This is a genomic window from Pseudomonas sp. TH39(2020), from assembly GCF_016650715.1.
In the GTDB taxonomy this organism is placed as follows: Bacteria; Pseudomonadota; Gammaproteobacteria; order Pseudomonadales; family Pseudomonadaceae; genus Aquipseudomonas; species Aquipseudomonas mandelii_C.
In genome coordinates this window covers 109,651-131,625 of the sequence record NZ_JAEKFF010000006.1, presented here as the reverse complement: position 1 = coordinate 131,625, position 21,975 = coordinate 109,651, and the positions used below count along the sequence as shown (strand labels likewise).

The window sequence follows — 21,975 nt, the reverse complement described above, 5'->3', positions numbered from 1 at the left end:
CCGCTTTCGCGAGCAGGCTCGCTCCCACAAGGATTGCGGTTACGGTCTGTCCCAGTAGGGCACGGTCCCGAAACACTCGACAAAGAAATCAATCACCGTCCGCACCTTCACCGACAACCGTCGGCTGCCGGGCCACAGCACCGCAATCTGCTGCGGCTCAAGGCTGTTGGACACTTGATACGCCCCGAGCACCGGCACCAGCGTGCCGTTGCGCACCGCCTCACCAATCAACCACGACGGAAACATCACCAGCCCCAAGCCTTGTTCGGCGGCTTGGGTCAGGGTGTCGGCGTGGTTGCCGGTGATCGGTCCCTTCACCGACCAGGGCGTCCAGTCCTGCTGATCCTTGCGGAAAAACCAGCGTTGCTGGCCGGTCACGCCCTTGTAGGCCAGGCACTGATGCGCGGCCAGTTCTTCGGGATGTTGCGGCGTACCGTGACGTTCCAAATAGACCGGGCTCGCGGCGACTTGAAAACGCTGGGGCGCCAGAATCCGCGCCTGCATGCTCGAATCGTGCAGCGGGCCGATGCGAAACAGCAGGTCGGCGCCTTCCTGCAGCGGGTCGACGTAGCTGTCGGTTTGCTGGATATCCAGTTGCAGTTTCGGGTAGCGCTCGCAGAGCCGCCCCAGCCACGGTGTCAGGTGCCGCTGACCGAACACCACTGGCGCATTGATCCGCACCAGTCCGCTCGGTTCGCTTTGCTGTTCCTGCAGGGCCTGTTCGGCCTCTTCGAGTTGCACCAGCACCAGCCGCGCGTGATGACCGAGCATGCGCCCGGCTTCGGTGGGCGAGACGGCGCGGGTGTGGCGATACAGCAATTGCTGGCTCAGGGCTTGTTCCATTAATTGGATCTGCCGCGAAATCGAAGAGGGTGCCAGGCCCTCGCGGCGAGCGACTTCGGAAAAACTGCCGTGATCCAGCACCGCTACAAACAACCGAAGCGCCTTGAATCCCAGTTCGTTCAGGCCATGCATGAGGAATCCTGCTGTGCGAGTTACGCAAAAGTGTTGTCAGGATGCTCCCATTTATCGCAAAGGATCGCCAGCCGATAATGCGCGCCATTGTTCACTTCAGGCAGGTTTTCTCTATGCACACTTCTTCAATCGACGACGTGGACGTTGTCGCCACGCCGACCACTCAACCGGGGCTGCGACTGTTGCTGCTGCCACTGGTGATTCTGGCCGGCATGGGCCTGTCCGTGGAGGCCGGTTTGCTCGGGCCGCTCGGGGTTCAGGTCGGGCACTTGTGGGCGACCTTGAGCATCTTCGGTGTCGGCTCGGCGATTCTGTTTTTGCTGTTGCTGTTCAGCGGTCCGCAACAAGGGCCCGCTTTGAATGAGCTGCCGCGCTGGCAGTTGATCGGCGGGTTCCTGGGGCCGATGTACGTGATCGTGCTGACCTTGGCCACGCCGCACATCGGCATTGCCATGACGATGATCGCGATTCTCTCCGGGCAGGTCGGCAAAAGCGTGTTGATCGACCACTTCGGCTGGTTCGGTGCCACCCGCAAGAAGGTCAACGGTGAACGTTGGCTGGCCTTGCTGCTGATTGTCGCGGCACTTGTTCTGATCGCTCGGGGTTGATGATGAATCTGATTATTTTGTTGGCGGTGGTCGTGGCGGCCGGAGCGGTGCTGAGTGTTCAGGCGGCGATCAATGGCCGGTTGGGCGAAACGGTGGGCGTGTTGCGCAGCAGTTTGTTGACCTTCGTGGTCGGTGCCGTGACCACCGGGCTGCTGATCCTGTTTTTCGAGCCGGCCCATGCCGTGAGTTTGCTGGACGTGCCGAAATGGCAGCTCAGCGGTGCACTGTTCGGGGTGGTGTACATGATAGTGATGGTTGGCGCGGTGCCGCGGGTCGGCACGGCGGTGGCGACGGTGGCGGTGATCGTCGGGCAACTGGGGATGGGGATGTTGATCGATAACTTCGGCTGGCTGGGCAACCCGGCGATCGAGTTGTCCAGCAGCCGGATACTGGCGATGGTGTGTCTCGCGTTGGCGTTGCTGTTCATGTACCGCAGCAGTACGAGAAGCGAGTGACACCGAAAACTCATGTCGAACACGTACGTGTAGCAGCTGCCGAGTCTGCGAGGCTGCGTTCGGTCGCGCAGCGATCGTAAAATCAGACACTACGGAGATTCAGGTAGACCGCGTGCGCAGGATTTACGAGGACAAGTCCTCGAACGCAGCCTCGCAGGCTCGACAGCTGCTACAAGCTCCTACACTGGTGGTACGGGTCGCATTTGCCAGACCCGGACGACCACAACCAATGGAGTCAGACACATGATCAGCAGTGACAGTAAATGCGACTGCCCCAAATGCTCCTGCAAACTGGGCGAACATCCGATCGCGCGCCACGGCAAGCATTATTGCTGTGAAGCCTGCGCCAAGCACCATGAGCACGGCGAAGAATGCGCCAGCAAAGGTTGCAAGTGCGCCAAGGGGTGACACCCGTCACGCACAGAACGTGGAGCCTATTCGGGCTCCACTTCCAGTTTCAGGCTTTGATCTTCCAGCCGTTCGGTATGGCGGATGATGCCATTGAGTCGTCGCCCATCCACCCTTACCAACACCGTATTTGCCTGTTCCAGATCTTGCGGTATAGGTGAGTGGACGCGTAGCGCGAAGCGGGTCGGGTCATGCTCGACTTGCTCAAGTCCGACCTGACACTCGGCGCTTTTGGTGATTCGACCGAACAGCGTATCGATACCGTAGTCGAGGTGTGCCGTGCTGGTAAGTTGCGTCGTTGTCATGCGCCGTTCCCTCCAAAGGTCCAAAGCTGCGCCATCCGTTAATTCGCCGGCCGCCACTTGACGTTTTCCACGCCGAATTTCTCCGCCATCGGCTTGCTGGTTTTTTGCACCTTCTCTCGGCCGAAGCGAGGGATTCTTCCGACCCCCGCGTCGCAACTTGCCCAATGCCATGCCTCCGCGTTATCCATCTTGTCCAGGCGGATGATGAAAGACTTGGGCGCGCCATGAAGGGTGTATTCAATGACGAAAAGTTTTGCGTTGTTCATAGAGCCCGTATTCCTCCCTGTGGTAATACAAAGATCGTTGGGGTTACGGAAAATTCAGTCGAATTGTCAGATGGATGCCGCCCGTAGCGACAACCCCCGTGGCTCGTTACCATGCAATCTCTGAAACGCTCAATGATTGCTGCCCATGGCCCTTGCCACCCCTCCAGACCTGAGTGACACCGATGTGCCCGTGCAACCACTGGCGCGCACCTATCCGCGCGGCTTGTATATCGAGCCGCATGAACATGTCTGGGGGCAGTTGCTGTATGCAATGAGCGGGGTGATGTGGGTCGAGACGCCCCATGAAGCGCTGGTGGTGCCGCCGCAACGAGCGGTGTGGCTGCCGCCAGGTGTGCCCCACGGGATTCGTGTGGTTTCGGATTTACAGATGCGCAACATCTACTTGCGGCCCTCATTGGCGGCGACGCTGGACGACACGGTTCAGGTGATCGAAGTCGGCGGACTGCTGCGTGAGCTGATCGTCGGGTTGGTGGAGCAGGGCGACGATGGCGCGCCCGAGTATTACGAAGCGCTGGTCGGCCTGGCGCTGCTGGAGCTTAGGCGAGCCAGGCGCTCGCTGCTGAAAATCCCCTTGCCGGATGATTCCGACCGACGCCTGATGAACCTGTGCCAGGCGGTCATGGCCGCGCCATCGCTGGACATTGCCTTCGAACAACACGCCGAAAACGCCGGTGCCAGCGTGCGTACGCTGGCGCGGCTGTTCAAGGACGGTTTGGGCATGGGCTTCGCCGAATGGCGGCGCCAGGTGCAATTGGCGACGGCGGTGGCGGAGTTGATCCAGGGCGTGCCGGTCAGTGCGATTGCCCGGGAGCTGGGTTATTCACCGAGCAGCTTCAGCGACATGTTCCGGCGGGAACTGGGTGTCGCGCCTTCGCAGTTTTCGGCGAGCCAGCGCAAAGCCGAGGCATAACAAAACTTGCCTTGGATCCGGCATTAGCGCTTTGGCCGATATTCAGAAGCACTTGGCCGGTGCTCGTCGCTACCGATCTTTAGACTCCGGACATACCCTAACTAGCCACGGAGTCTGCCATGAGCTACCTCATCTCATTGGTCATCGGTCTGGGCGTCGGTTTGCTCTACGGCGCTCTGGATTTTCGTTCCCCCGCACCGCCAGCCATCGCGCTGGTAGGGCTGCTCGGCATGTTGGCCGGTGAGAAGTTGTGGCCAATGGGCCGGCAACTGGTGGCTGGCTGGATCTCCTGAACCGTTTATTCATTCGAGGAAAACGCTCATGAAAGCACTGCAATTCGACAAGACCGGTGACCTCTCGGCCCTGCGCTACGTTGAGGTTCCCACCCCTGTCCCCGGCGCCGATGAAGTGTTGGTCCAGATCAAAGCCGCCGGCCTCAACCCCAGCGATGTGAAGAACGTGCTGGGGCGCTTTCCCTACACCACACTGCCGCGGATTCCCGGTCGTGATTTCGCCGGTGTGGTTGTTGAAGGCCCGCAGGCACTGATCGGCCAGGAAGTCTGGGGCACCGGCCGTGAGTTGGGTTTTTTCGCCGATGGCTCGCACGCGCAATTCGTCAAACTGCCGGCCAATGGTGTAGCGAATAAGCCGACCCATCTGAGTTTTGCCCAGGCTGCAAGCCTCGGCGTGCCGTACACCACGGCGTGGGATGCGTTGGAACGCAGTCTGGTGACGGCCCAAACCCGTTTGCTGGTGATCGGCGGCGGGGCGGTGGGCAGCGCGGCGTTGGCGTTGGCCAAGGTGCGTGGCGCTCAAGTACTGGCCGCGGCGCGGCGGCCGGAGCAGGTCAAGGATTTACAGGCCCAGGGGTATCAGACGCTGCAACTGGATAAGCCCGAGGATCTCGGTGCACAGGTGAATGCCGTGTATGCCGGCGGCGCCGATGTGATTTTCGACACCACCGGTTTCTGGCTCCCAGCCTCGGTTCCGGCGCTGGCCGCGTTCGGTCGCATCGCGATCATCGCCGCGCCGGTGGACGGCCTGGTGCAGTTGCCGGCCCTGGCGCTGTATCGCAAGGGCGGTTCGGTGGTGGGGATCAATTCGTTGTTGTATGGCGTCCAGGCGTGTGCGGCGATGCTTGATCAGTTCGGCACGTTCTTCGATCAGGGCTTGTTGCCGTTGCCCGAGGGTCTGTTTGAATCGCCGCTGGATGAAGGGCTGGCGCGGTATGCCGAGGTGAGTCAAGGCAGTGGTGACAAAGTAATTTTGTTGCCATAACCGGCATTGATGTTGGATGTTCTGGCCCCTTCGTCGGAACGCCGCCCGGAGCCGGCTCGCTCCCACAAGGATTGCGCTGAACCTGTGGGAGCGAGCCTGCTCCGGGCGGCGTTCCGACGAAGGGGGCCTCAAGCCGAACTCAAGCCTCGGGAACGCCGTTCTCCCACGCCGACCAGTTCTTCAAAATCTCCTGCACCAACGGATTCCCCGTCCGGTACAGGTTCTCCAGCGCCGGCACAAACCCGCCCTGATCCGCATACTTGAGCAGGTTATCCACCTCACTCTGGCCCGGCGCCGGCCGGTCAAAATCGGAACCGGCCCGCACCACCGCCAGCCGCTGGACATCGACCAAACCTTCACGACTCGCCCGCAGCAGCGCTTCGTAAGTGGAGTTGTCTTCCTGCTGCGTCGTGCAGTACTCACCTTTGTTTTCGGTCAGCAGTTTGGTCCAGACCTCGGCGCGCTCACTCAACCGCGTCCCGGAATACCAGGTATTGCCCGCGAGCGTGTCGCACTGAGTCACCACCGGCGGCTGATTGGCCGGGGCCGACGGATACTTCATGCGCCACGCGGCCGATTCCTTGCTCTCGCTCAGCTCGACTTTGTGGCTGAGAGCAAAGGCCTTGGCCTGCAACTTCGGGTTGAGTTCGAAGACTTCGGTCTTGTAATCCAGTGGCGGCTTTTCATTCGGGCCTTTGGTGTTGATGCCGATATAACCGGTCGGCCAGTCTGTCGGCGCGTCCCGGGAATCCAGCTCCCATTGGGTGCCGAATTCCACCAGATAATGCGCCCACGCGGTGGTGCCAATGGTCCCGTGTTTCGGGCTGATACCGGCAATCCCGGCGATCAGAAAGTAACTTTTACGCAGGTCGAATTTCGACGACAACGCCAGGGCCAGCGTCGACGCCGCGGCGTTGGTCTGACCCATGCCGGTGACCATCAGGCATACCTGCTGACTGTTGCAGCGAACGGTCGGGTACTCGGCGGACAGCCCCGGCACCCGCACTTCCTGTTTGAGTTCCAGTCGATCAATCCAGTTTTGCGCCTCGGGGGCGAACATGGTGATCAACATCACTTTCGGCTGGATCGGCGCTTCAGTCGCCCAGGCCGTTGAGGAGAGCAGGGCGGCACAGGCCAGGGAAAGACGCGTCATTGCATGCATAACCTCCTGATTCAAACAAGACTTAAAATTGATAACCGACGCCGGCGTAGTAACCCCAGCCGTCGGAACGGGCGCGGAAGTTACCGTCGCCGAAATTCAATTCGCTGCCATCCTCCCAGTTGCCGCCGTTGTGGAAATACCGGCCGACCAGGGTGAAACGCAAGTGGGTGAACGAGTACAGCAACACGTTGGTGGCGACGGTGGCGTTGGCGGTGCGAGCCGGGTTGTCCTTGTGCAGGTCCGAGCCGAAGTCGAAGTTGGTGAACCCGATGTAGGTCAGTGACGCGCCGTTGCTGAAGCTGCTGATCGGCACGATGTATTTGAGTTGGGCGCGATAGCCATCCCACGAGTACTCGTTGCTGGCGCCGTAGTTTTCCCACTGGTAGCGCCCATAGAAGTTGGCCGACAGGTTGACCCGCGAATGGGTGTCGATGTCGGTGCCCAAACCGCTGTACAGCGTATTGGCGCGGTTGGCACTGTTACTGCCGTGGTCGTAGATCCAGTCGAAGGCGACGTACCATTCCTTGAACGGCCCGATGGCCAGGCTGCGGCCGGCGAGGTAATCGATGGAGATCCGCGGTTCGTGCTCCATGAACACCGGCGAGCCGTGGTCCCACACGCCTTTGTCATGGCTGTTGCCGATGTCGAAGATCTTCGGGATGTCGATGTAGCCGTACAACTCGAATGGCCCCTTGCGCCCGAAGTACTCGTATTCCAGGTAGATATCGTCGGCCGGTTGCGGGCCGAAACTGATGTCTTTGCTGCCGATGACGGTCAGGTCCTGATTGAACCAGTCCGAGAGGTACACGCCTTTTTTCGGTGGGCTCGCTTCGGGGCTGAGGCTTTCGCCTTGGGCGGATTCTTCGGCGGGGGCGGGTTGCGCCAAAACGGTGCTGCTGAGTAGTCCTGTAACGCTGGCCAGCAGCAAGGAAACAGCAAAAGTGCGCGAGCAAGTCACGCGGCTGGACGTGCGGTGCATTAAAAGTCCCTTTTCGTGCGGATCGAAGGCCCGCTTCTGCGGGCGTGCGCGGTTATGTAGCGAAAACGTCTGCATTAGCGACACGCAAACGTTTGCACAACGCATACCAATTTTGCTCAAGGCACGGAAAAGGCTAGTGAATTGATGGTTTAACTGTCCTTTCGGTCAAGGATTCGCGGGGCCTCGGCGACGATGACGTTGATGTAGACTCTCGGGCAATGACTTCACAAGGTGTGTCCCCATGAGCGAACCGATTCGTTTGACCCAATACAGCCACGGTGCTGGATGTGGCTGCAAGATTTCTCCCCAAGTGCTGGAGGTGATTCTGGCCGGCAGCGGGGCGCAGAACCTTGACCCGAAACTCTGGGTCGGCAATGCCTCGCGCGATGACGCGGCGGTGTACGCCATCGATGAAGAACGCGGCGTGGTGTCGACCACTGACTTCTTTATGCCGATCGTCGACGACCCGTTCGATTTCGGCCGCATCGCCGCCACCAACGCCATCAGCGACATCTACGCCATGGGCGGCGATCCGTTGATGGCGATTGCGATTCTCGGCTGGCCGGTCAACGTACTGGCGCCAGAGATTGCCCGGGAAGTGATTCGCGGCGGGCGTTCGGTCTGCGACGAAGCCGGAATTCCTTTGGCCGGTGGACATTCCATCGACGCGCCGGAGCCGATCTTCGGCCTCGCCGTGACCGGTCTGGTGGAAAAGCGCCACATGAAGCGCAACGACACCGCCACCGCCGGTTGCCTGCTCTACCTCACCAAACCGCTGGGCATCGGCATCCTCACCACCGCCGAGAAGAAGGGTAAATTGCGCCATGCCGACATCGGCCTGGCCCGCGACTGGATGTGCACCCTGAACAAACCCGGCAGCCGCTTCGGCAAACTCGAGTGCGTCACCGCGATGACCGACGTCACCGGTTTCGGCCTGCTGGGGCATTTGGTAGAAATGGCCGACGGCAGCAACGTGACCGCTCGCATCGAGTACGACCGCGTACCGCGTCTGCCGGGTGTCGAGTATTACCTCGACCAAGGCTGCGTGCCGGGCGGGACGCTGCGCAACTTCGACAGCTACGCCAGCAAACTTGGGCGTCTTCAGGAAATGCACAAACGCGTGCTCTGCGATCCGCAGACCAGCGGTGGCCTGCTGGTTGCGGTCACCCCCGAAGGCAACGAACACTTCCTCAAAGTAGCCGCTGAGCTGGGCCTGACCCTTGAGCCGATCGGCGAACTGATCGAGCGACAGACGAACGCGGTTGAGGTGTTTTGATGTCCATCGACTTCACCGATTACCGCGACATCTTCCTCAACGACCGGCCGATGATGGATACCCGTGCTCCGGTCGAATTTCTCAAAGGCTCATTCCCCGGCGTGGTTAACCTGCCGCTGATGAATGACCACGAGCGGCAACGGGTCGGCACTTGTTACAAGCAACACGGCCAGCAAGCGGCCATTACGCTGGGACACCAGTTGGTGTCCGGCGAGATAAAGGCCGAGCGTATCCAGGCCTGGGCCGATTTTGCCCGGGCTCATCCTGATGGGTATTTGTATTGTTTTCGCGGCGGTTTACGTTCGCAGATCGTCCAGCAATGGCTCAAGGACGAGGCGGGCATCGACTATCCGCGAGTGGGTGGCGGCTACAAGGCCATGCGAACCTTCTTGCTCGACACGCTCGATCAGGCGGTTGCCCAGTGCGATTTCGTCTTGCTGGGCGGCATGACCGGCACCGGCAAAACCGAAGTGCTCACGCAGTTGCGCAACGGCCTGGACCTTGAAGGTCACGCCCATCATCGCGGCTCCAGTTTCGGTAAACGCGCGACCGGCCAACCCTCCAACATCGATTTTGAAAACCGCTTGGCGGTGGACGTGCTGAAGAAGCGCGCCCACGGCATTGAGCAGTTTGTGCTGGAAGACGAGAGCCGTGCGATTGGCTGTTGTGCGCTGCCGTTGCCGCTGTTTCAGGGCATGCAACAGTTCCCGATGGTCTGGCTGGAAGACAGCCTGGAAGGGCGGGTCGAACGGATCCTGCGCGATTACGTGGTGGACTTGTGTGCGGAGTTCATCGGCGTGCATGGCGATGAAGGCTTCGCGCTGTTTTCCGAGCGCTTGCTGGAGAGCCTGAACAATGTGCAGAAACGTCTGGGCGGTGAGCGTCATCGGCGGATGTTGATCTTGATGGAAGACGCGCTGGCGGAGCAGGCGAGCAGCGGGGCAGTGGACTTGCACCGTGGCTGGATCGAAGCGTTGCTTCGCGAGTATTACGACCCGATGTATGCGTTTCAGCGGGAGAAGAAAGGGGCGCGGATTGAGTTTGTGGGGGAACGGGCTGCCGTCCTTGAGTATCTGCGAGGGCGCGTTTCCCAGCGAGGATGATGTCGTATTTGCCGACGAAGAGGCCCTTGCAGACGCTATATAACTTAAAGCACAGCCGTCCCTTTATGTCGGACAGGTCTGCGAACCGTTATTCAGACCTTGCTTGTAGCTGTGGCTCACCAGGCTGGCCTTGCCGTTGTGCCAGGTCAGGGTGAGCACGTAAAGCGAGTCGTAGTCGCTGGATTCCCAGTCATCGGTGATGGTTTGTTTCTTGCCGACGGCATCCTCGGCAACCTTGTTGATCAGTTCGGGCAGGTAGCCGTGGGACCAGGCGGTGTAGATGACCGAGTTGTGGTACTTGTCTTGCAGCAATTCATCCGCGAGGTCGCTGGTGTCATTGGCCGAGAAGTTGATGTTCACCGGTAAACCGAGCTTGATCGCGCTGGGGCTGATGGTCATCAGGGGGCGGATGTAACTGTAGGAATTGTCCTGTTCGCCTTCTTCGACATTGCGCGTCGGGTTGGCGGCAAACACGTAGTTGGCCTTGCCGAATTTTTCCGGCAGCAAGGTGGCCAGGTCGATGGCACGGTTCAGGCCCTGGCAGTTGAGCTGGCCGAGGCCGCCTTCGGGTTTTTCCGCGTGGCGCAGGAACACCAGCGTCTGAGTGCCGTCCGCCGGTTGGGCGCGGCTTTCGCGGGACTCCAGCACCAGAAACAACGCACCAGCCGCCAGCAGGGCGGGCAGTAACAAATAAGCGCGATGTTTGAAGCGGTTGGCGAATTTCAGAGGGTTCATCATGGAATTAAGGGTTCTTCAGCGCATTCGGTTAAGGCTGACAAACCTTTACACCGCGAAATTCCTGCGTCGGGCGTTTTCCATGTCGTTAAGCCGGTCAGTTTCATAGGCGGCAGAGCTCAGAGTCCCCTAATAACCATTTGGTTCGATTCCGGCGGGTGCGCAGCAATGTACCGGTAACCTTGAACGGTTTGGAGCTTAGGTTATCAACAGGATGTTGCGAATTTGTGGACACGTTACACGTAGTGGGGTGGACGCAGGCTGCAATCTTTTGATCATGTTCATCAGCGATATCAATAACGCTAAAGGGTCGCCGTTCTTCGGCCGCTCACATTATGATCGTCACTCTCAATTTTCTCGTGGATCCTTTCCCATGACCGATCTGTCCGCGTTCCCGATTACCCAAAAATGGCCGGCTCACTATCCCGAGTGGATTCAGCTTTACTCCTTGCCGACACCCAACGGCGTCAAGGTGTCGATCATGCTCGAAGAGATCGGACTGCCCTACGAACCTCATCGTGTGGGCTTCGACACCAACGATCAGATGTCCCCCGAATTCCTGTCGCTGAACCCCAACAACAAGATTCCGGCGATCCTCGACCCCCACGGTCCAGGGGACCAACCCCTGGCGCTGTTCGAGTCCGGGGCGATTCTGATTTACCTGGCGGACAAGAGCGGGCAACTGCTGGCCCAGGAATCGGCGGCCCGATACGAGACCCTTCAGTGGCTGATGTTTCAGATGGGCGGTATCGGGCCGATGTTTGGCCAGCTCGGCTTTTTCAACAAATTTGCCGGCAAAGACTATGAGGACAAGCGTCCCCGCGACCGCTACGTCGATGAAAGCAAGCGCCTGCTTAATGTGCTCAATAACCGCCTGGAAGGGCGCGACTGGATCATGGGCGAGCGCTACACCATCGCGGACATCGCGACCTTCCCCTGGGTGCGCAACCTGATCGGCTTCTATGAGGCCGGCGAGCTGGTGGGCATAAAGGACTTCACCAACGTCACGCGGGTGCTGGAGCGCTTTCTGGCGCGGCCGGCGGTGATGCGAGGGCTGGAAATCCCCAAGTAAACGCTTCGATTTGATCAAGACCAGGGCAGGCCATGCACTCATTCGATTTCAAGCAAGTAGATGTCTTCAGTCGTGTTGCGCTCAAGGGCAATCCGTTGGCGGTGGTGTTCGGCGCCGATGAACTCAGTGATGAGCGCATGGCGGCGTTCGCCAGCTGGACCAACCTCAGCGAAACCACATTCATACTCGAACCGCGCGATTCTCGCGCCGATTATCGCGTGCGGATCTTCACCACCCTGAAGGAATTGCCGTTCGCCGGCCATCCGACATTGGGCACCTGCCATGCGTGGCTGGAGGCCGGTGGCGTGCCCAAGGGTGAAGAGATTATTCAGGAGTGCGGCGTGGGGCTGGTGCGGGTTCGTCGACAAGGGGCAGAGCTGGCCTTTCTCGCGCCGCCATTGCTCAAAACCGGGCCAGTGGAGGCGGATGTGGTGGAGCGGGTGCGGCGGGGGCTCGGGCTGGAATCGGGGGCGATTGTGCGCACTCAGTGGGTCGACAACGGTGCCGGATGGCTGGCTGTGATGGTCGAGGATCGCCAGCAGGTGCTGGACCTGCAACCGGATCATTCGCAAATGCTCGGCCTGGCCGTCGGTGTCATCGCACCATGGCATCCCGAGCGCGATGGCGATGACGCACAGTTCGAAGTGCGGGCGTTCATCTCCGGTGACGGTATGCCGGAAGACCCCGCCACCGGTAGCCTGAACGCCGGAATTGCCCAATGGTTGCTCAGCGAAGGACTGGCGCCGGCGTCCTATGTGGTCAGCCAGGGCCTGACCATGGGCCGCGCCGGACGCATTCAGGTCGAGCAAGTGGGCGACGAGATCTGGATCGGCGGTGCGGTCGTGACCTGCATCAGCGGAACCTTGACGCTCTAGCAGAACTTGCCGCAAAACCCTGTAGCAGCTGCCGAGCCTGCGAGGCTGCGTTCGGCCGCGAAGCGGTCGTAAAACCTGCAACTGTGTTCTTTCAGGTAGATTGCGTTCACCGAACTACGACCGCTTCGCGGCCGAACGCAGCCTCGCAGGCTCGGCAGCTGCTACAACGGCTTGTATCGCGGTGATTATTGCCGAACCGGTAAGGGCTTATTCCGCGATCGAGGTTTGTGCCCCGCGCCTTGCAAGGCATAAGCTTTGGCCCCTTCGACTTTCGTCTTGTCCTCCGTTTTCAGGAACCCCTCATGTCCAGTCAGTTCCCCGAAGCACGTCCACGCCGTCTGCGCCGCACTGCGAGCCTGCGCAGCCTGTTCCAGGAGACCGAGTTCAGCTTGAACGATCTGGTGCTGCCGATTTTCGTCGAGGAAGAGATCGACGACTTCGTACCGATCAAAAGCATGCCCGGCGTGATGCGTATTCCAGAGTCGAAACTGGCGGGTGAGATCGAGCGTTATGCCCGGGCCGGGATCAAGTCGGTGATGACGTTCGGCGTATCGCACCATTTGGACGGCAACGGCAGCGACACCTGGAGCGACAACGGTCTGGTGTCGCGCATGTCGCGCATCGCCAAGGACGCCGTGCCAGACATGATTGTGATGTCCGACACCTGCTTCTGTGAATACACCGACCACGGCCATTGTGGCGTGCTACACAACCATGAGGTCGACAACGATCAGACCCTGATCAACCTCGGCAAACAAGCGGTGGCTGCGGCCCGTGCCGGTGCCGATGTGATCGCCCCGTCGGCCGCCATGGACGGGCAGGTTCAGGCCATTCGCCGGGCGCTCGATGAAGCGGGTTTCAACCAGACCGCGATCATGGCCTATTCGACCAAGTTTGCCTCGGCGCTCTATGGACCGTTCCGTGAAGCCGGCGGCAGCGCACTCAAGGGCGACCGCAAAAGCTATCAGATGAACCCGATGAACCGCCGCGAAGCCGTGCGCGAATCACTGATGGATGAGCAGGAAGGTGCCGACGCGCTGATGGTCAAACCGGCCGGCGCCTACCTGGACATCATCCGCGATATCCGTGAAGCCTCGCGTTTGCCGCTGTCGGCGTATCAGGTGAGCGGCGAGTACGCGATGATCAAATTCGCCGCCCAGGCCGGGGCGATCGATGAGGCTCGCGTGGTGCGTGAGAGTCTTGGCGCGATCAAGCGGGCAGGGGCGGATCTGATCTTCACTTACTTCGCGATGGACCTGGCGCTGGCCGGGATCTGAGGTCTTGACGTGATCGTTCCCACGCAGAGCGTGGGAACGATCATCAGCGGGCACCAAAAAACGGCCGAATCCCGTGGTCCCGGAAGTACCGCTCGATCACCTTGGGATCGGCAGAGTTGTCGGCAATCGCCACATACGTATCCGGCCGCAACAGGTAAAACCCGTTACGCCCCAGGCCAGCCGCTTCAAACGCCGGCCGCCAGTCAAACACATGCAACGGCAAATGATGTTCGTGGCACCAGGCGATCATTTCGTCGCTGGTATCGCCGTACACATGCACCTGCCAGGTCGGACACTTCAGCGATTCGAAATTGTCCCCCTCACCATCGTGAGCCCAAGGCAGGCGGTCGCCACCGTGAACATGACCGGCAACGCCCGTGCTCAACGGCATTGCGCGATAATTCAGGGTGATCTGCGACACCGTGCGAAACAGGAACTCGCGGGACGCCTCAAACGATGCCATTTTCGGAATCACGAACGGCGCCAGACGCGTGCGCAGCAAATCGGCCATGCGCCCTTCGGCCGTGACGAAACTGAACACCCGATCGGTGGTGGCGACCAGTTTGCGAGCAAACGCGATGCGCTCGGTTTCGTAAGTGTCGAGGAGTTTGGCCTCAGCGCCGCCGCTCAACACCGCCGCGAGTTTCCAGGCGAGGTTGATGGCATCGCCAATGCCGGTGTTCATGCCTTGGCCACCGGCGGGGCTGTGGACGTGGGCGGCATCACCCAATAGAAACGCACGCCCGGTGCTAAAATGATCCGCCACACGATGATGCACGCGGTAGGTCGAGAACCAGTTCAGTTGCTCGATCTTTACTTTCATATGCTCGATGGCCCGGCTGCTGACGTCTTCAAATTGCAGGGTGTCGGCCTGGTCGGCGCGTTCGTCGCGCACGGTGCCGATCAGACGGGCGCGGCCTTCACCGGCCAAGGGAAACACCGCGAGAAAATCCGCTTCATCGAGATCCACGTGCAGTTCGCCGTTAAATGTCGGCCCGCTGGCCTGCACGTCGGCGACGTAGAAAATCTGCTGGTAGGTGCCACCGGGAAATCCGGTGTCCAGGGTCTTGCGCACGATCGACCGGGCACCGTCGCAACCCGCCAGATAGCAGGCCTGGCAGGTTTCCTCCTGACCATCGGCCAAGCGCAGATAGGCGGTGATGCCGTCACCGGTTTCCATGAAACTCTCCAGCGTCGTGTTGCGCTCGACCTTGATGCCAAAGGCTTCGAGGCGGTCGATCAGCAGCCGTTCGTGTTCATCCTGAGGAAAGATTTCGAGGAACGCATAGGGCGTCAGGCCTTCGCCGATGCGGGTCAACGGCAAGCGCGCCACGGGTTCGCCCTTGACCCAGAAGTTCGCCGCGGCCACTCGATGACCGTTCTGCACAACGGCGTTGCTGAGGTCGAGCTGGCGATACAGCTCCAGCGTCCGGGCCTGGACGGCCAGCGCCCGCGACGTGGTTCCGGGTGCCGACGTCTTGTCGATGATGCGCACTTGCACGCCAAGCTTGCTCAGCCACAGCGCCAACACCAGTCCGGTCGGGCCGGCGCCGATGATCAGTACGTCGCTACGGTTCATGAACTGTCCTCCTCGGTGTGTGGCTCAAGTATGGTTCAGCCGCGACAGACGGGCAGGTTGTCTGCCAAACGGAAAAAGGCCCCGCAGCCCTGCGTTATTTCAGGTAAACCGCATTCATCGAACTACGACTGCGACGTCCGAACGCAGCCTCGCAGGCTCGGCAGCTGCTACGGAACAGTTGGGGGCGGCGAGAGTCATAGCCTGCGCCATGCCATTGATCGTATGGTTACCCCGGCTCAACGGATTTGATGGAGCAACATGCAAGCCAATCGATTGATGATGAGCGTCGCCGCGCTGCTGTTGCTGGCAGGTTGCGGCACTCAGCGCACGCAAGAGCTCCCTGTGCGCAAGCCTGCCGAGGTCAAGGCTGAGATCGTGAGCCTGCTGCCGGCCAAAACCGCCGATCGCCAGGGCTGGGCTACCGATATTTACGCAGCATTTGCTGCCCAGAACATTTATCCATCCACCCAAAACCTGTGCTCGGTACTGGCGGTCACCGAGCAGGAGTCGACTTTTCAGGTGGACCCGCCGGTACCGGGCCTGGGCAAAATCGCCCGCGAGGAGATCGACCGCCGTGCCGACAAAGCCCACATTCCCGGCTTGCTGGTGAGCGGTGCGCTGCAGGTGAGTTCATCCAACGGCAAAAGCTATCGCGACCGACTCAATGCGGCGCGTAGCGAAAAAGAGCTCAGCGCGATCTTCGATGATTTCATCGGCATGGTGCCCATGGGCCGGACGCTGTTTGGTGGGTTCAACCCGGTGCACACCGGTGGGCCGATGCAGGTCAGCATCGATTTCGCCGAGCAACAGGCGAAGGCGTATCCGTACCCGGTGGACGGCTCGATCCGTCATGAAGTGTTCAGTCGTCGCGGCGGCCTGTACTTCGGTATCGCCCACTTGCTCGGTTATCCGGTGAGCTACAAACAACCGCTGTATCGCTTTGCCGATTTCAATGCCGGTTGGTACGCCAGTCGCAATGCTGCGTTTCAGAACGCGGTGAGTCGCGCGTCGGGCATACCGCTGGCGCTGGATGGTGACCTGGTCCGCTACGATTCGATCATGCCTGGCACTACGGAATTGGCGGTGCGCACCCTCGGCAAGCAACTGGGCATGCGCAATCCGACCATTCGGGACCAATTGGAGGAGGGCAAAAACTTCGAATTCGAGGACACCCAGCTCTATGCACGGGTTTTCGCCCTGGCCGAAAAGGCGGAAGGTCGGCCATTACCGCGTGCGGTGTTGCCGGGGATCGTGCTGCAAAGCCCGAAAATCACCCGCAAACTCACCACGGCGTGGTTTGCCAAGCGGGTCGATGAGCGTTATCAGCGTTGCATGGCGCGGGCCGGCAAGTGACCGACCACAAAAAACAGGCGTAAAAAAACCCGGCTGATGAGGCCGGGTTTTTCATTGAGTACTGCGGTAAAACCATTCATTTATGCAGCGCGGCTTTCGATCAAACGATCCGAACCACCTTCAGCGACACGGTTTTCGATCAGGCGATCAGAACCACCTTCAGCAACGCGTTTCTCGATCAGACGATCTGAACCACCTTCAGCGACGCGGTTTTCGATCAGGCGATCGGAACCACCTTCGGCAACGCGTTTCTCGATCAGACGATCTGAACCACCTTCAGCGACGCGTTTCTCGATCAGACGATCCGAACCACCTTCAGCGACGCGGTTTTCGATCAGGCGATCGGAACCACCTTCAGCAACGCGTTTCTCGATCAGACGATCCGAACCACCTTCAGCGACGCGGTTTTCGATCAGACGATCGGAACCACCTTCGGCAACGCGTTTCTCGATCAAACGGTCGGAACCACCTTCAGCCACACGACTTTCAATCAGACGATCCGAGCCGCCTTCAGCGACAACCGGGTGAACAGAGGTAGCGGCGAAAGCGTTAACTGCAAAAACCGAGAAAGCGATGCTGAGGATAGTTTGGCGTTTCATGATGGTGTGCTCCGGGGTGTAGTTGTTGGGTCTGGAGCCGATGTTACGCCGCGGATTTTTTATGAGAACTTCATTGCCGTGATGGTGAACATCGACGGCAATGATAGGAAGGACGACGCACCCCACGCGAGCGTGATGTTTCAGTTCAACGACTGAGGCTTGTTCACCGGCTAGACTGGCCGATGACGAGTGTTCGCTCGGCGAGCAGCCACTCAAGGCCAGGCCTGCCAGTAGAAACCCATAGAGACGAAGAAACGGGGCGAGACCGCCATCCTGTTGGCGCATGTTCTTTCCTTGAAGTGTGCAGTAGAGCTTGAGCCGCGACGGGTAGTCATGAGTGCGGTCCGGGAGGCGTATCTTACCTGTATCGCCCGGCCCAATGGCAGGGAACGTACCTCGTGCCCACTCGTCTGCTGACTCAATTTTCGTTTCGCCAGGAGCGTGCGATATGTACCAGCTATACGGACACCAGAACTCCGGCGCTGCCGCGATAGAAGCGGCACTGGAGCTTTGCGAAATTCCTTACCGCTTCATCGACGTTGAATCCTCTCCCGAGGCGACCCACGCGCTGGAGAAACTCAATCCGCTCAAGCAGATCCCGACCCTGCAATTGCCCGATGGCAGCGTTCTCACCGAGAGCGCGGCGATTCTGATTCACCTGGGGCTCACGTTCCCCAAATCAAACCTGCTGCCGACAAACACCGCCGCGCGGGATCAGGCCATTCGCGGCCTGGTGTACATCGTCAGCAATTGCTATTCGGCGATTGGCATCATCGATTACCCCGAGCGTTGGTTGGCCGAGGCGGATGAATCGTCCAGGCAAAACCTCATGGCCGGCGCCCGCGTGCGACTGCACAGGAGTTGGGAGGTGTTTGCCGATCAGTTTTCGGGCGATTTGTATCTGGGCGATGAGACGCCGGGGGCGCTGGATGTGCTGGCGGCGGTGGTTTCCAGATGGGCGGGCAGCCGGGAGTATTTACGCAGTGCAAGACCCGGGTTTTTCGCGTGGCTTACGCGCATCGACCGGCACCCGACATTGGCACCGGTCTTCGCGCGGCATTGGCCGGATTGATCTATTCGCCGCGGATGTACTGCTCCAACTGGCGAATCAGCTCAGCCTGTTCGGCGATGGCCTCCTTGACCAGGTCGCCGATCGACAGCAAGCCGATCAACTGGCCGTTTTCCACCACCGGCAAGTGGCGCAGGCGTTTGTCGGACATGATGCCCATGCAGGTTTCGACGGTTTGATGGGTGTCCACGGTGATCACCGGCGACACCATGATGTCTTCGACCGGTGTACCGACGGAGGAGCGGCCCTTGAGCACGAGTTTGCGCGCATAGTCACGCTCGCTGATGATGCCCACGACCTCGCCATTCTTCAGGACCGGCAAGGCGCCGACGTTTTTGGCGGCCATGACCATTAGCGCTTCCAGCACCATTTGATGCGGTGCAATGGTGTGGACTTCATGATTCTGTTCAGCCTTTAACTTCAGCAGTTGGGCGACGGTTTTCATGGCAGTTTCTCAGGTGTTGTCGTTGTCCTTGAAGAATCGTAGACACAGGCGCTGAGGGCAAGGCAGAAAGCGGCAGATAACGCGCAAAAAACGCCATTCAGCGGTTTTTCTTTCGAATATCTCCGTACCAGGTCGATAAACACCTGCAATCTGGCAGCGACTTCAAGAGCCACCCCTCACCCCAGCCCTCTCCCCACAGGGGAGAGGGGAAAGGGAGCCGATCTTCATGGTTTTCGAACTTGAGTTCGACTCAATTTTCTCGGTCGCAATATCTCTTGAAAACAACTCGGTCAGTCCCCTCTACCCCGTGGGGAGAGGGTTAGGGTGAGGGGTCGATCCAAAGGCTGCCAAATCCATAAGCCACCACGCTCTCCCTCCCGATCCCGCGTAGAATCTCCCTCTGAATCAGATTCGAGGTTGCAGTGGTGGATTTACAGCGGGGCTTCGTCCTGACCCGGCATTGGCGCGATACCCCGGCCGGTACGGAAGTCGAGTTCTGGCTGGCGACCGACACCGGTCCCCAGCGGATCCGTCTGCCTCATCAACCGTCGGTGGCGTTCATCCCCGCAGCCCAGCGCGAGCAGGCCGAAGTGCTGCTGCGCGGCGAAAAGAACGTCGAGCTGCGGCCGTTGGCGTTGCTGGATTTCGAGCACCGTCCGGTGCTCGGTCTGTATTGCCAGCAGCACGGTCAGCTTATGCGTCTGGAAACCGCGCTGCGCAAGGCCGGCGTCGACATGTTCGAAGCCGATGTGCGTCCGCCGGAACGCTACATGATGGAGCGTTTCATCACCGCTCCGGTCCGGTTCAGTGGCACGCCGAACACCGAGGGCCTGCTGCTCGATGCGCAGATGAAACCCGACCCCGACTATCGCCCGAGCCTCAGGCTGGTCTCCCTGGACATCGAAACCACCGCTCAGGGCGAGCTGTACTCCATCGCCCTGGAAGGCTGCGGCGAGCGCCAGGTCTACATGCTCGGCCCGCCCAATGGCGACGACAGCGAGGTGGATTTTCAGCTCGAATACTGCGATTCCCGAACCCTGCTACTGAAAAAACTCAACGAATGGTTCGCCCGCCATGACCCCGACGCCATCATCGGCTGGAACGTGGTGCAATTCGACCTGCGCGTACTGCACGAACACGCCCGGCGCCTGGCGGTGCCGCTGAAACTGGGGCGTGGCGGTGAAGAAATGCAGTGGCGCGAACACGGTAGCCGAAACCATTACTTCGCCTCGGCCACCGGCCGGCTGATCATCGACGGCATCGAATCCCTGCGCTCGGCGACCTGGAGTTTCCCCTCGTTCAGCCTGGAAAACGTCGCACAAACCCTGCTTGGCGAGGGCAAGTCGATCGACAATCCGTACCAGCGCATGGACGAAATCAACCGCATGTTCGCCGAGGACAAACCGGCCCTGGCCAAGTACAACCTCAAGGACTGCGAGCTGGTGACGCGGATTTTCGCCAAGACCGAGCTGCTGACCTTTCTGCTGGAACGGGCCAGCGTCACCGGTTTGCCGGCGGATCGCAGCGGTGGCTCGGTGGCGGCGTTCACGCACCTTTACATGCCGCTGATGCACCGCCAGGGTTTCGTTGCGCCCAATCTCGGCGGCAAGCCCGCTGAAGCCAGCCCCGGCGGTTTTGTCATGGACTCGCAACCGGGCCTGTACGAGTCGGTGCTGGTGCTCGATTACAAAAGCCTCTATCCATCGATCATCCGAACCTTCCTCATCGACCCGGTGGGTTTGATCGAGGGGCTTAAACATCCCGATGACAGCGAGTCGGTGCCAGGCTTTCGTGGTGCGCGTTTTTCCAGAACCCGGCATTGCCTGCCCGCCATCGTCGCCCGGGTCGCCGAAGGTCGCGAAACCGCCAAACGCGAACACAATGCACCGCTATCCCAGGCCCTGAAGATCATCATGAACGCCTTTTACGGCGTGCTCGGTTCCAGCGGTTGCCGCTTCTTCGACACACGCCTGGCGTCGTCCATCACGCTGCGCGGTCACGAGATCATGCTGCGTACGCGACAGCTGATCGAAGCCCAGGGCCACACGGTGATTTACGGCGACACCGACTCAACCTTCGTCTGGCTGCGCCGGGCCCATGGTCAGCAAGAAGCCGCGCAGATTGGCGGCGCGCTGGTGGATCACGTCAACCAGTGGTGGCGCGAGCATGTGCAGCAGCAATACGGTCTGGAAAGTGCGTTGGAGTTGCAGTTCGAAACCCACTACAAACGCTTTCTGATGCCGACCATTCGCGGCGCCGAGGAGGGCAGCAAGAAGCGCTATGCGGGGCTTGTGACTCGCGCCGATGGCACCGACGAAATGGTCTACAAAGGCCTGGAAACCGTGCGCACCGACTGGTCGCCGCTGGCCCGGCAATTCCAGCAGGAGTTGTACCTGCGCATCTTCAATCGCAAACCCTATCAGGAGTATGTGCGCGACTACGTGCGCAAGACGTTGGCGGGGGAGTTCGACGATCGCCTGATCTACCGCAAGCGCCTGCGCCGCACCCTCGATGACTATCAGCGCAACGTGCCACCCCACGTGCGGGCCGCGCGAATGGCCGATGATTACAACGACCAGCAGGGCCGTCCACGGCAATACCAGAACGGTGGCTGGATCAGTTACGTGATCACCGTCGCCGGGCCCGAGCCGCTGGAAATCCGCAGCGCGCCCATCGACTACGACCACTACGTCACCCGGCAACTGCAACCGGTGGCGGATGCCATTCTGCCCTTCGTGGACGATGACTTTTCAACCTTGATGGGTGGGCAGTTGGGCCTGTTTTGAGTCCAGCAGCAACAACGTCCAGTCATCCAGGATGCCGTGGAAATACTGGTCCAGTGCTTGATGAAAGTCGCTGTTAGCGCCGGCAACCTGGGCGAACAGCGTCATGGAAGAGTGAAACTTGAGATTGTCGGGGTGACCGAAGATGGCCGCAATTGAGCTGTTTTCGATGTTCAGCACCAATTGCGTGCAGGTACGCAACCGTGAACCCAGCAGCGGATGATTGAGGTACGCCGCGGCTTCCTCTTTGGAACGTATGGCAAAGTGGCGGGACATCTCGCTGCCGCCCAATCCTGAGAGTTGCGGAAAGATGAACCACATCCAGTGACTGCGCTTGTGGCCGGCGTTCAGCTCGGCCTGGACCCGTTTGAACACCGGGTCCTGTGCCTGGATAAAGCGTTGCAGATTAAAGGAATCGTCCTGATCAGTGCTTCTCATGCCG

Annotated in this window: 24 protein-coding genes; 14 read left to right on the top strand and 10 right to left on the bottom strand. The window is 60.1% G+C overall.

Annotated elements, in window-relative coordinates; translation table 11 throughout:
• Positions 1-39: 39 nt before the first annotated feature.
• Complete coding sequence (locus JFU47_RS08490) at positions 40-975, bottom strand: LysR family transcriptional regulator (RefSeq protein WP_201182466.1); 936 nt, start codon at positions 973-975, stop codon at positions 40-42.
• A gap of 113 nt (positions 976-1,088) precedes the next feature.
• Between JFU47_RS08490 and JFU47_RS08485 the strand changes: the two genes are divergently transcribed.
• From JFU47_RS08485 to JFU47_RS08475, 3 genes are all read left to right on the top strand, one after another.
• The gene (locus JFU47_RS08485; RefSeq protein ID WP_201182464.1) at positions 1,089-1,583 is read left to right on the top strand and encodes a DMT family transporter; all 495 of its coding nucleotides are present in this window, start codon (positions 1,089-1,091) and stop codon (positions 1,581-1,583) included.
• Positions 1,583-2,038: a DMT family transporter gene (locus JFU47_RS08480; RefSeq protein ID WP_201182462.1), complete on the top strand. Its 456-nt coding sequence runs from the start codon at positions 1,583-1,585 to the stop codon at positions 2,036-2,038. The genes JFU47_RS08485 and JFU47_RS08480 overlap by 1 nt, the downstream gene beginning before the upstream one ends.
• Before the next feature lie 243 nt (positions 2,039-2,281).
• A complete protein-coding gene (locus JFU47_RS08475; RefSeq protein ID WP_140680239.1) occupies positions 2,282-2,446 on the top strand; it encodes a metallothionein in 165 nt (54 codons plus the stop codon).
• A gap of 26 nt (positions 2,447-2,472) precedes the next feature.
• Here JFU47_RS08475 and JFU47_RS08470 read toward each other — a convergent pair whose 3' ends face one another.
• The gene (locus tag JFU47_RS08470) at positions 2,473-2,751 is read right to left on the bottom strand and encodes a hypothetical protein (protein WP_140895017.1); all 279 of its coding nucleotides are present in this window, start codon (positions 2,749-2,751) and stop codon (positions 2,473-2,475) included.
• A gap of 38 nt (positions 2,752-2,789) precedes the next feature.
• Complete coding sequence (locus JFU47_RS08465; RefSeq protein WP_008152143.1) at positions 2,790-3,017, bottom strand: DUF6555 family protein; 228 nt, start codon at positions 3,015-3,017, stop codon at positions 2,790-2,792.
• A 145-nt stretch (positions 3,018-3,162) separates the two neighbouring features.
• On the opposite strand from JFU47_RS08465, the gene JFU47_RS08460 reads away from it, so the two are divergent.
• The 3 genes from JFU47_RS08460 to JFU47_RS08450 all read left to right on the top strand — a co-directional run bounded on the left by JFU47_RS08460 (position 3,163) and on the right by JFU47_RS08450 (position 5,226).
• The gene (locus JFU47_RS08460) at positions 3,163-3,948 is read left to right on the top strand and encodes an AraC family transcriptional regulator (RefSeq protein ID WP_140895018.1); all 786 of its coding nucleotides are present in this window, start codon (positions 3,163-3,165) and stop codon (positions 3,946-3,948) included.
• Positions 3,949-4,067: 119 nt separating this feature from the next.
• A complete protein-coding gene (locus JFU47_RS08455; protein ID WP_081744004.1) occupies positions 4,068-4,241 on the top strand; it encodes a DUF1427 family protein in 174 nt (57 codons plus the stop codon).
• 28 nt (positions 4,242-4,269) lie between these two features.
• A complete protein-coding gene (locus JFU47_RS08450; RefSeq protein WP_201182461.1) occupies positions 4,270-5,226 on the top strand; it encodes a quinone oxidoreductase family protein in 957 nt (318 codons plus the stop codon).
• 139 nt (positions 5,227-5,365) lie between these two features.
• Here the strand turns inward: JFU47_RS08450 and JFU47_RS08445 are convergent, their stop codons facing one another.
• Positions 5,366-6,388, bottom strand: a complete 1,023-nt coding sequence (locus tag JFU47_RS08445) for a purine-nucleoside phosphorylase (protein WP_201182459.1) — start codon at positions 6,386-6,388, stop codon at positions 5,366-5,368.
• 22 nt (positions 6,389-6,410) lie between these two features.
• Positions 6,411-7,367, bottom strand: coding sequence for a nucleoside-specific channel-forming protein Tsx (locus tag JFU47_RS08440; protein ID WP_111452431.1), 957 nt, complete (start codon positions 7,365-7,367; stop codon positions 6,411-6,413).
• A gap of 241 nt (positions 7,368-7,608) precedes the next feature.
• Between JFU47_RS08440 and selD the strand changes: the two genes are divergently transcribed.
• On the top strand, positions 7,609-8,643 hold the full coding sequence (selD, locus tag JFU47_RS08435; protein WP_033057379.1) for a selenide, water dikinase SelD: 1,035 nt from the start codon (positions 7,609-7,611) through the stop codon (positions 8,641-8,643).
• Entirely contained in the window at positions 8,643-9,746 is a 1,104-nt protein-coding gene (gene mnmH, locus JFU47_RS08430) for a tRNA 2-selenouridine(34) synthase MnmH (protein WP_201182458.1), read from the top strand. The genes selD and mnmH overlap by 1 nt, the downstream gene beginning before the upstream one ends.
• Before the next feature lie 63 nt (positions 9,747-9,809).
• Here mnmH and JFU47_RS08425 read toward each other — a convergent pair whose 3' ends face one another.
• Complete coding sequence (locus JFU47_RS08425) at positions 9,810-10,484, bottom strand: histidine phosphatase family protein (protein WP_201182456.1); 675 nt, start codon at positions 10,482-10,484, stop codon at positions 9,810-9,812.
• 370 nt (positions 10,485-10,854) lie between these two features.
• On the opposite strand from JFU47_RS08425, the gene JFU47_RS08420 reads away from it, so the two are divergent.
• The 3 genes from JFU47_RS08420 (at position 10,855) to hemB (ending at position 13,705) form a co-directional block, all read left to right on the top strand.
• Positions 10,855-11,553, top strand: a complete 699-nt coding sequence (locus tag JFU47_RS08420) for a glutathione binding-like protein (protein WP_201182455.1) — start codon at positions 10,855-10,857, stop codon at positions 11,551-11,553.
• A gap of 32 nt (positions 11,554-11,585) precedes the next feature.
• Positions 11,586-12,428 (top strand): PhzF family phenazine biosynthesis protein, encoded by an 843-nt coding sequence (locus JFU47_RS08415; RefSeq protein ID WP_201182453.1) that lies wholly within the window; start codon positions 11,586-11,588, stop codon positions 12,426-12,428.
• A 302-nt stretch (positions 12,429-12,730) separates the two neighbouring features.
• On the top strand, positions 12,731-13,705 hold the full coding sequence (gene hemB / locus JFU47_RS08410) for a porphobilinogen synthase (RefSeq protein WP_201182452.1): 975 nt from the start codon (positions 12,731-12,733) through the stop codon (positions 13,703-13,705).
• 43 nt (positions 13,706-13,748) lie between these two features.
• On the opposite strand, the gene JFU47_RS08405 is transcribed toward hemB, so the two are convergent.
• Positions 13,749-15,284 (bottom strand): FAD-dependent oxidoreductase, encoded by a 1,536-nt coding sequence (locus tag JFU47_RS08405; RefSeq protein ID WP_201182451.1) that lies wholly within the window; start codon positions 15,282-15,284, stop codon positions 13,749-13,751.
• A 258-nt stretch (positions 15,285-15,542) separates the two neighbouring features.
• Between JFU47_RS08405 and JFU47_RS08400 the strand changes: the two genes are divergently transcribed.
• A complete protein-coding gene (locus JFU47_RS08400) occupies positions 15,543-16,637 on the top strand; it encodes a DUF1615 domain-containing protein (protein ID WP_201182450.1) in 1,095 nt (364 codons plus the stop codon).
• Positions 16,638-16,717: 80 nt separating this feature from the next.
• Here JFU47_RS08400 and JFU47_RS08395 read toward each other — a convergent pair whose 3' ends face one another.
• The gene (locus tag JFU47_RS08395) at positions 16,718-17,236 is read right to left on the bottom strand and encodes a phage infection protein (protein WP_201182449.1); all 519 of its coding nucleotides are present in this window, start codon (positions 17,234-17,236) and stop codon (positions 16,718-16,720) included.
• Between the two features lie 448 nt (positions 17,237-17,684).
• On the opposite strand from JFU47_RS08395, the gene JFU47_RS08390 reads away from it, so the two are divergent.
• Entirely contained in the window at positions 17,685-18,308 is a 624-nt protein-coding gene (locus JFU47_RS08390) for a glutathione S-transferase (RefSeq protein ID WP_140680225.1), read from the top strand.
• A gap of 1 nt (position 18,309) precedes the next feature.
• Here JFU47_RS08390 and JFU47_RS08385 read toward each other — a convergent pair whose 3' ends face one another.
• Positions 18,310-18,750, bottom strand: a complete 441-nt coding sequence (locus tag JFU47_RS08385) for a CBS domain-containing protein (protein ID WP_123366129.1) — start codon at positions 18,748-18,750, stop codon at positions 18,310-18,312.
• A gap of 425 nt (positions 18,751-19,175) precedes the next feature.
• Here JFU47_RS08385 and JFU47_RS08380 point away from each other — a divergent pair, with 425 nt between their 5' ends.
• Entirely contained in the window at positions 19,176-21,536 is a 2,361-nt protein-coding gene (locus tag JFU47_RS08380; RefSeq protein ID WP_201182448.1) for a DNA polymerase II, read from the top strand.
• On the opposite strand, the gene JFU47_RS08375 is transcribed toward JFU47_RS08380, so the two are convergent.
• A complete protein-coding gene (locus JFU47_RS08375; protein WP_140680223.1) occupies positions 21,501-21,971 on the bottom strand; it encodes a DUF1810 domain-containing protein in 471 nt (156 codons plus the stop codon). The genes JFU47_RS08380 and JFU47_RS08375 overlap by 36 nt on opposite strands.
• Positions 21,972-21,975: the final 4 nt, after the last annotated feature.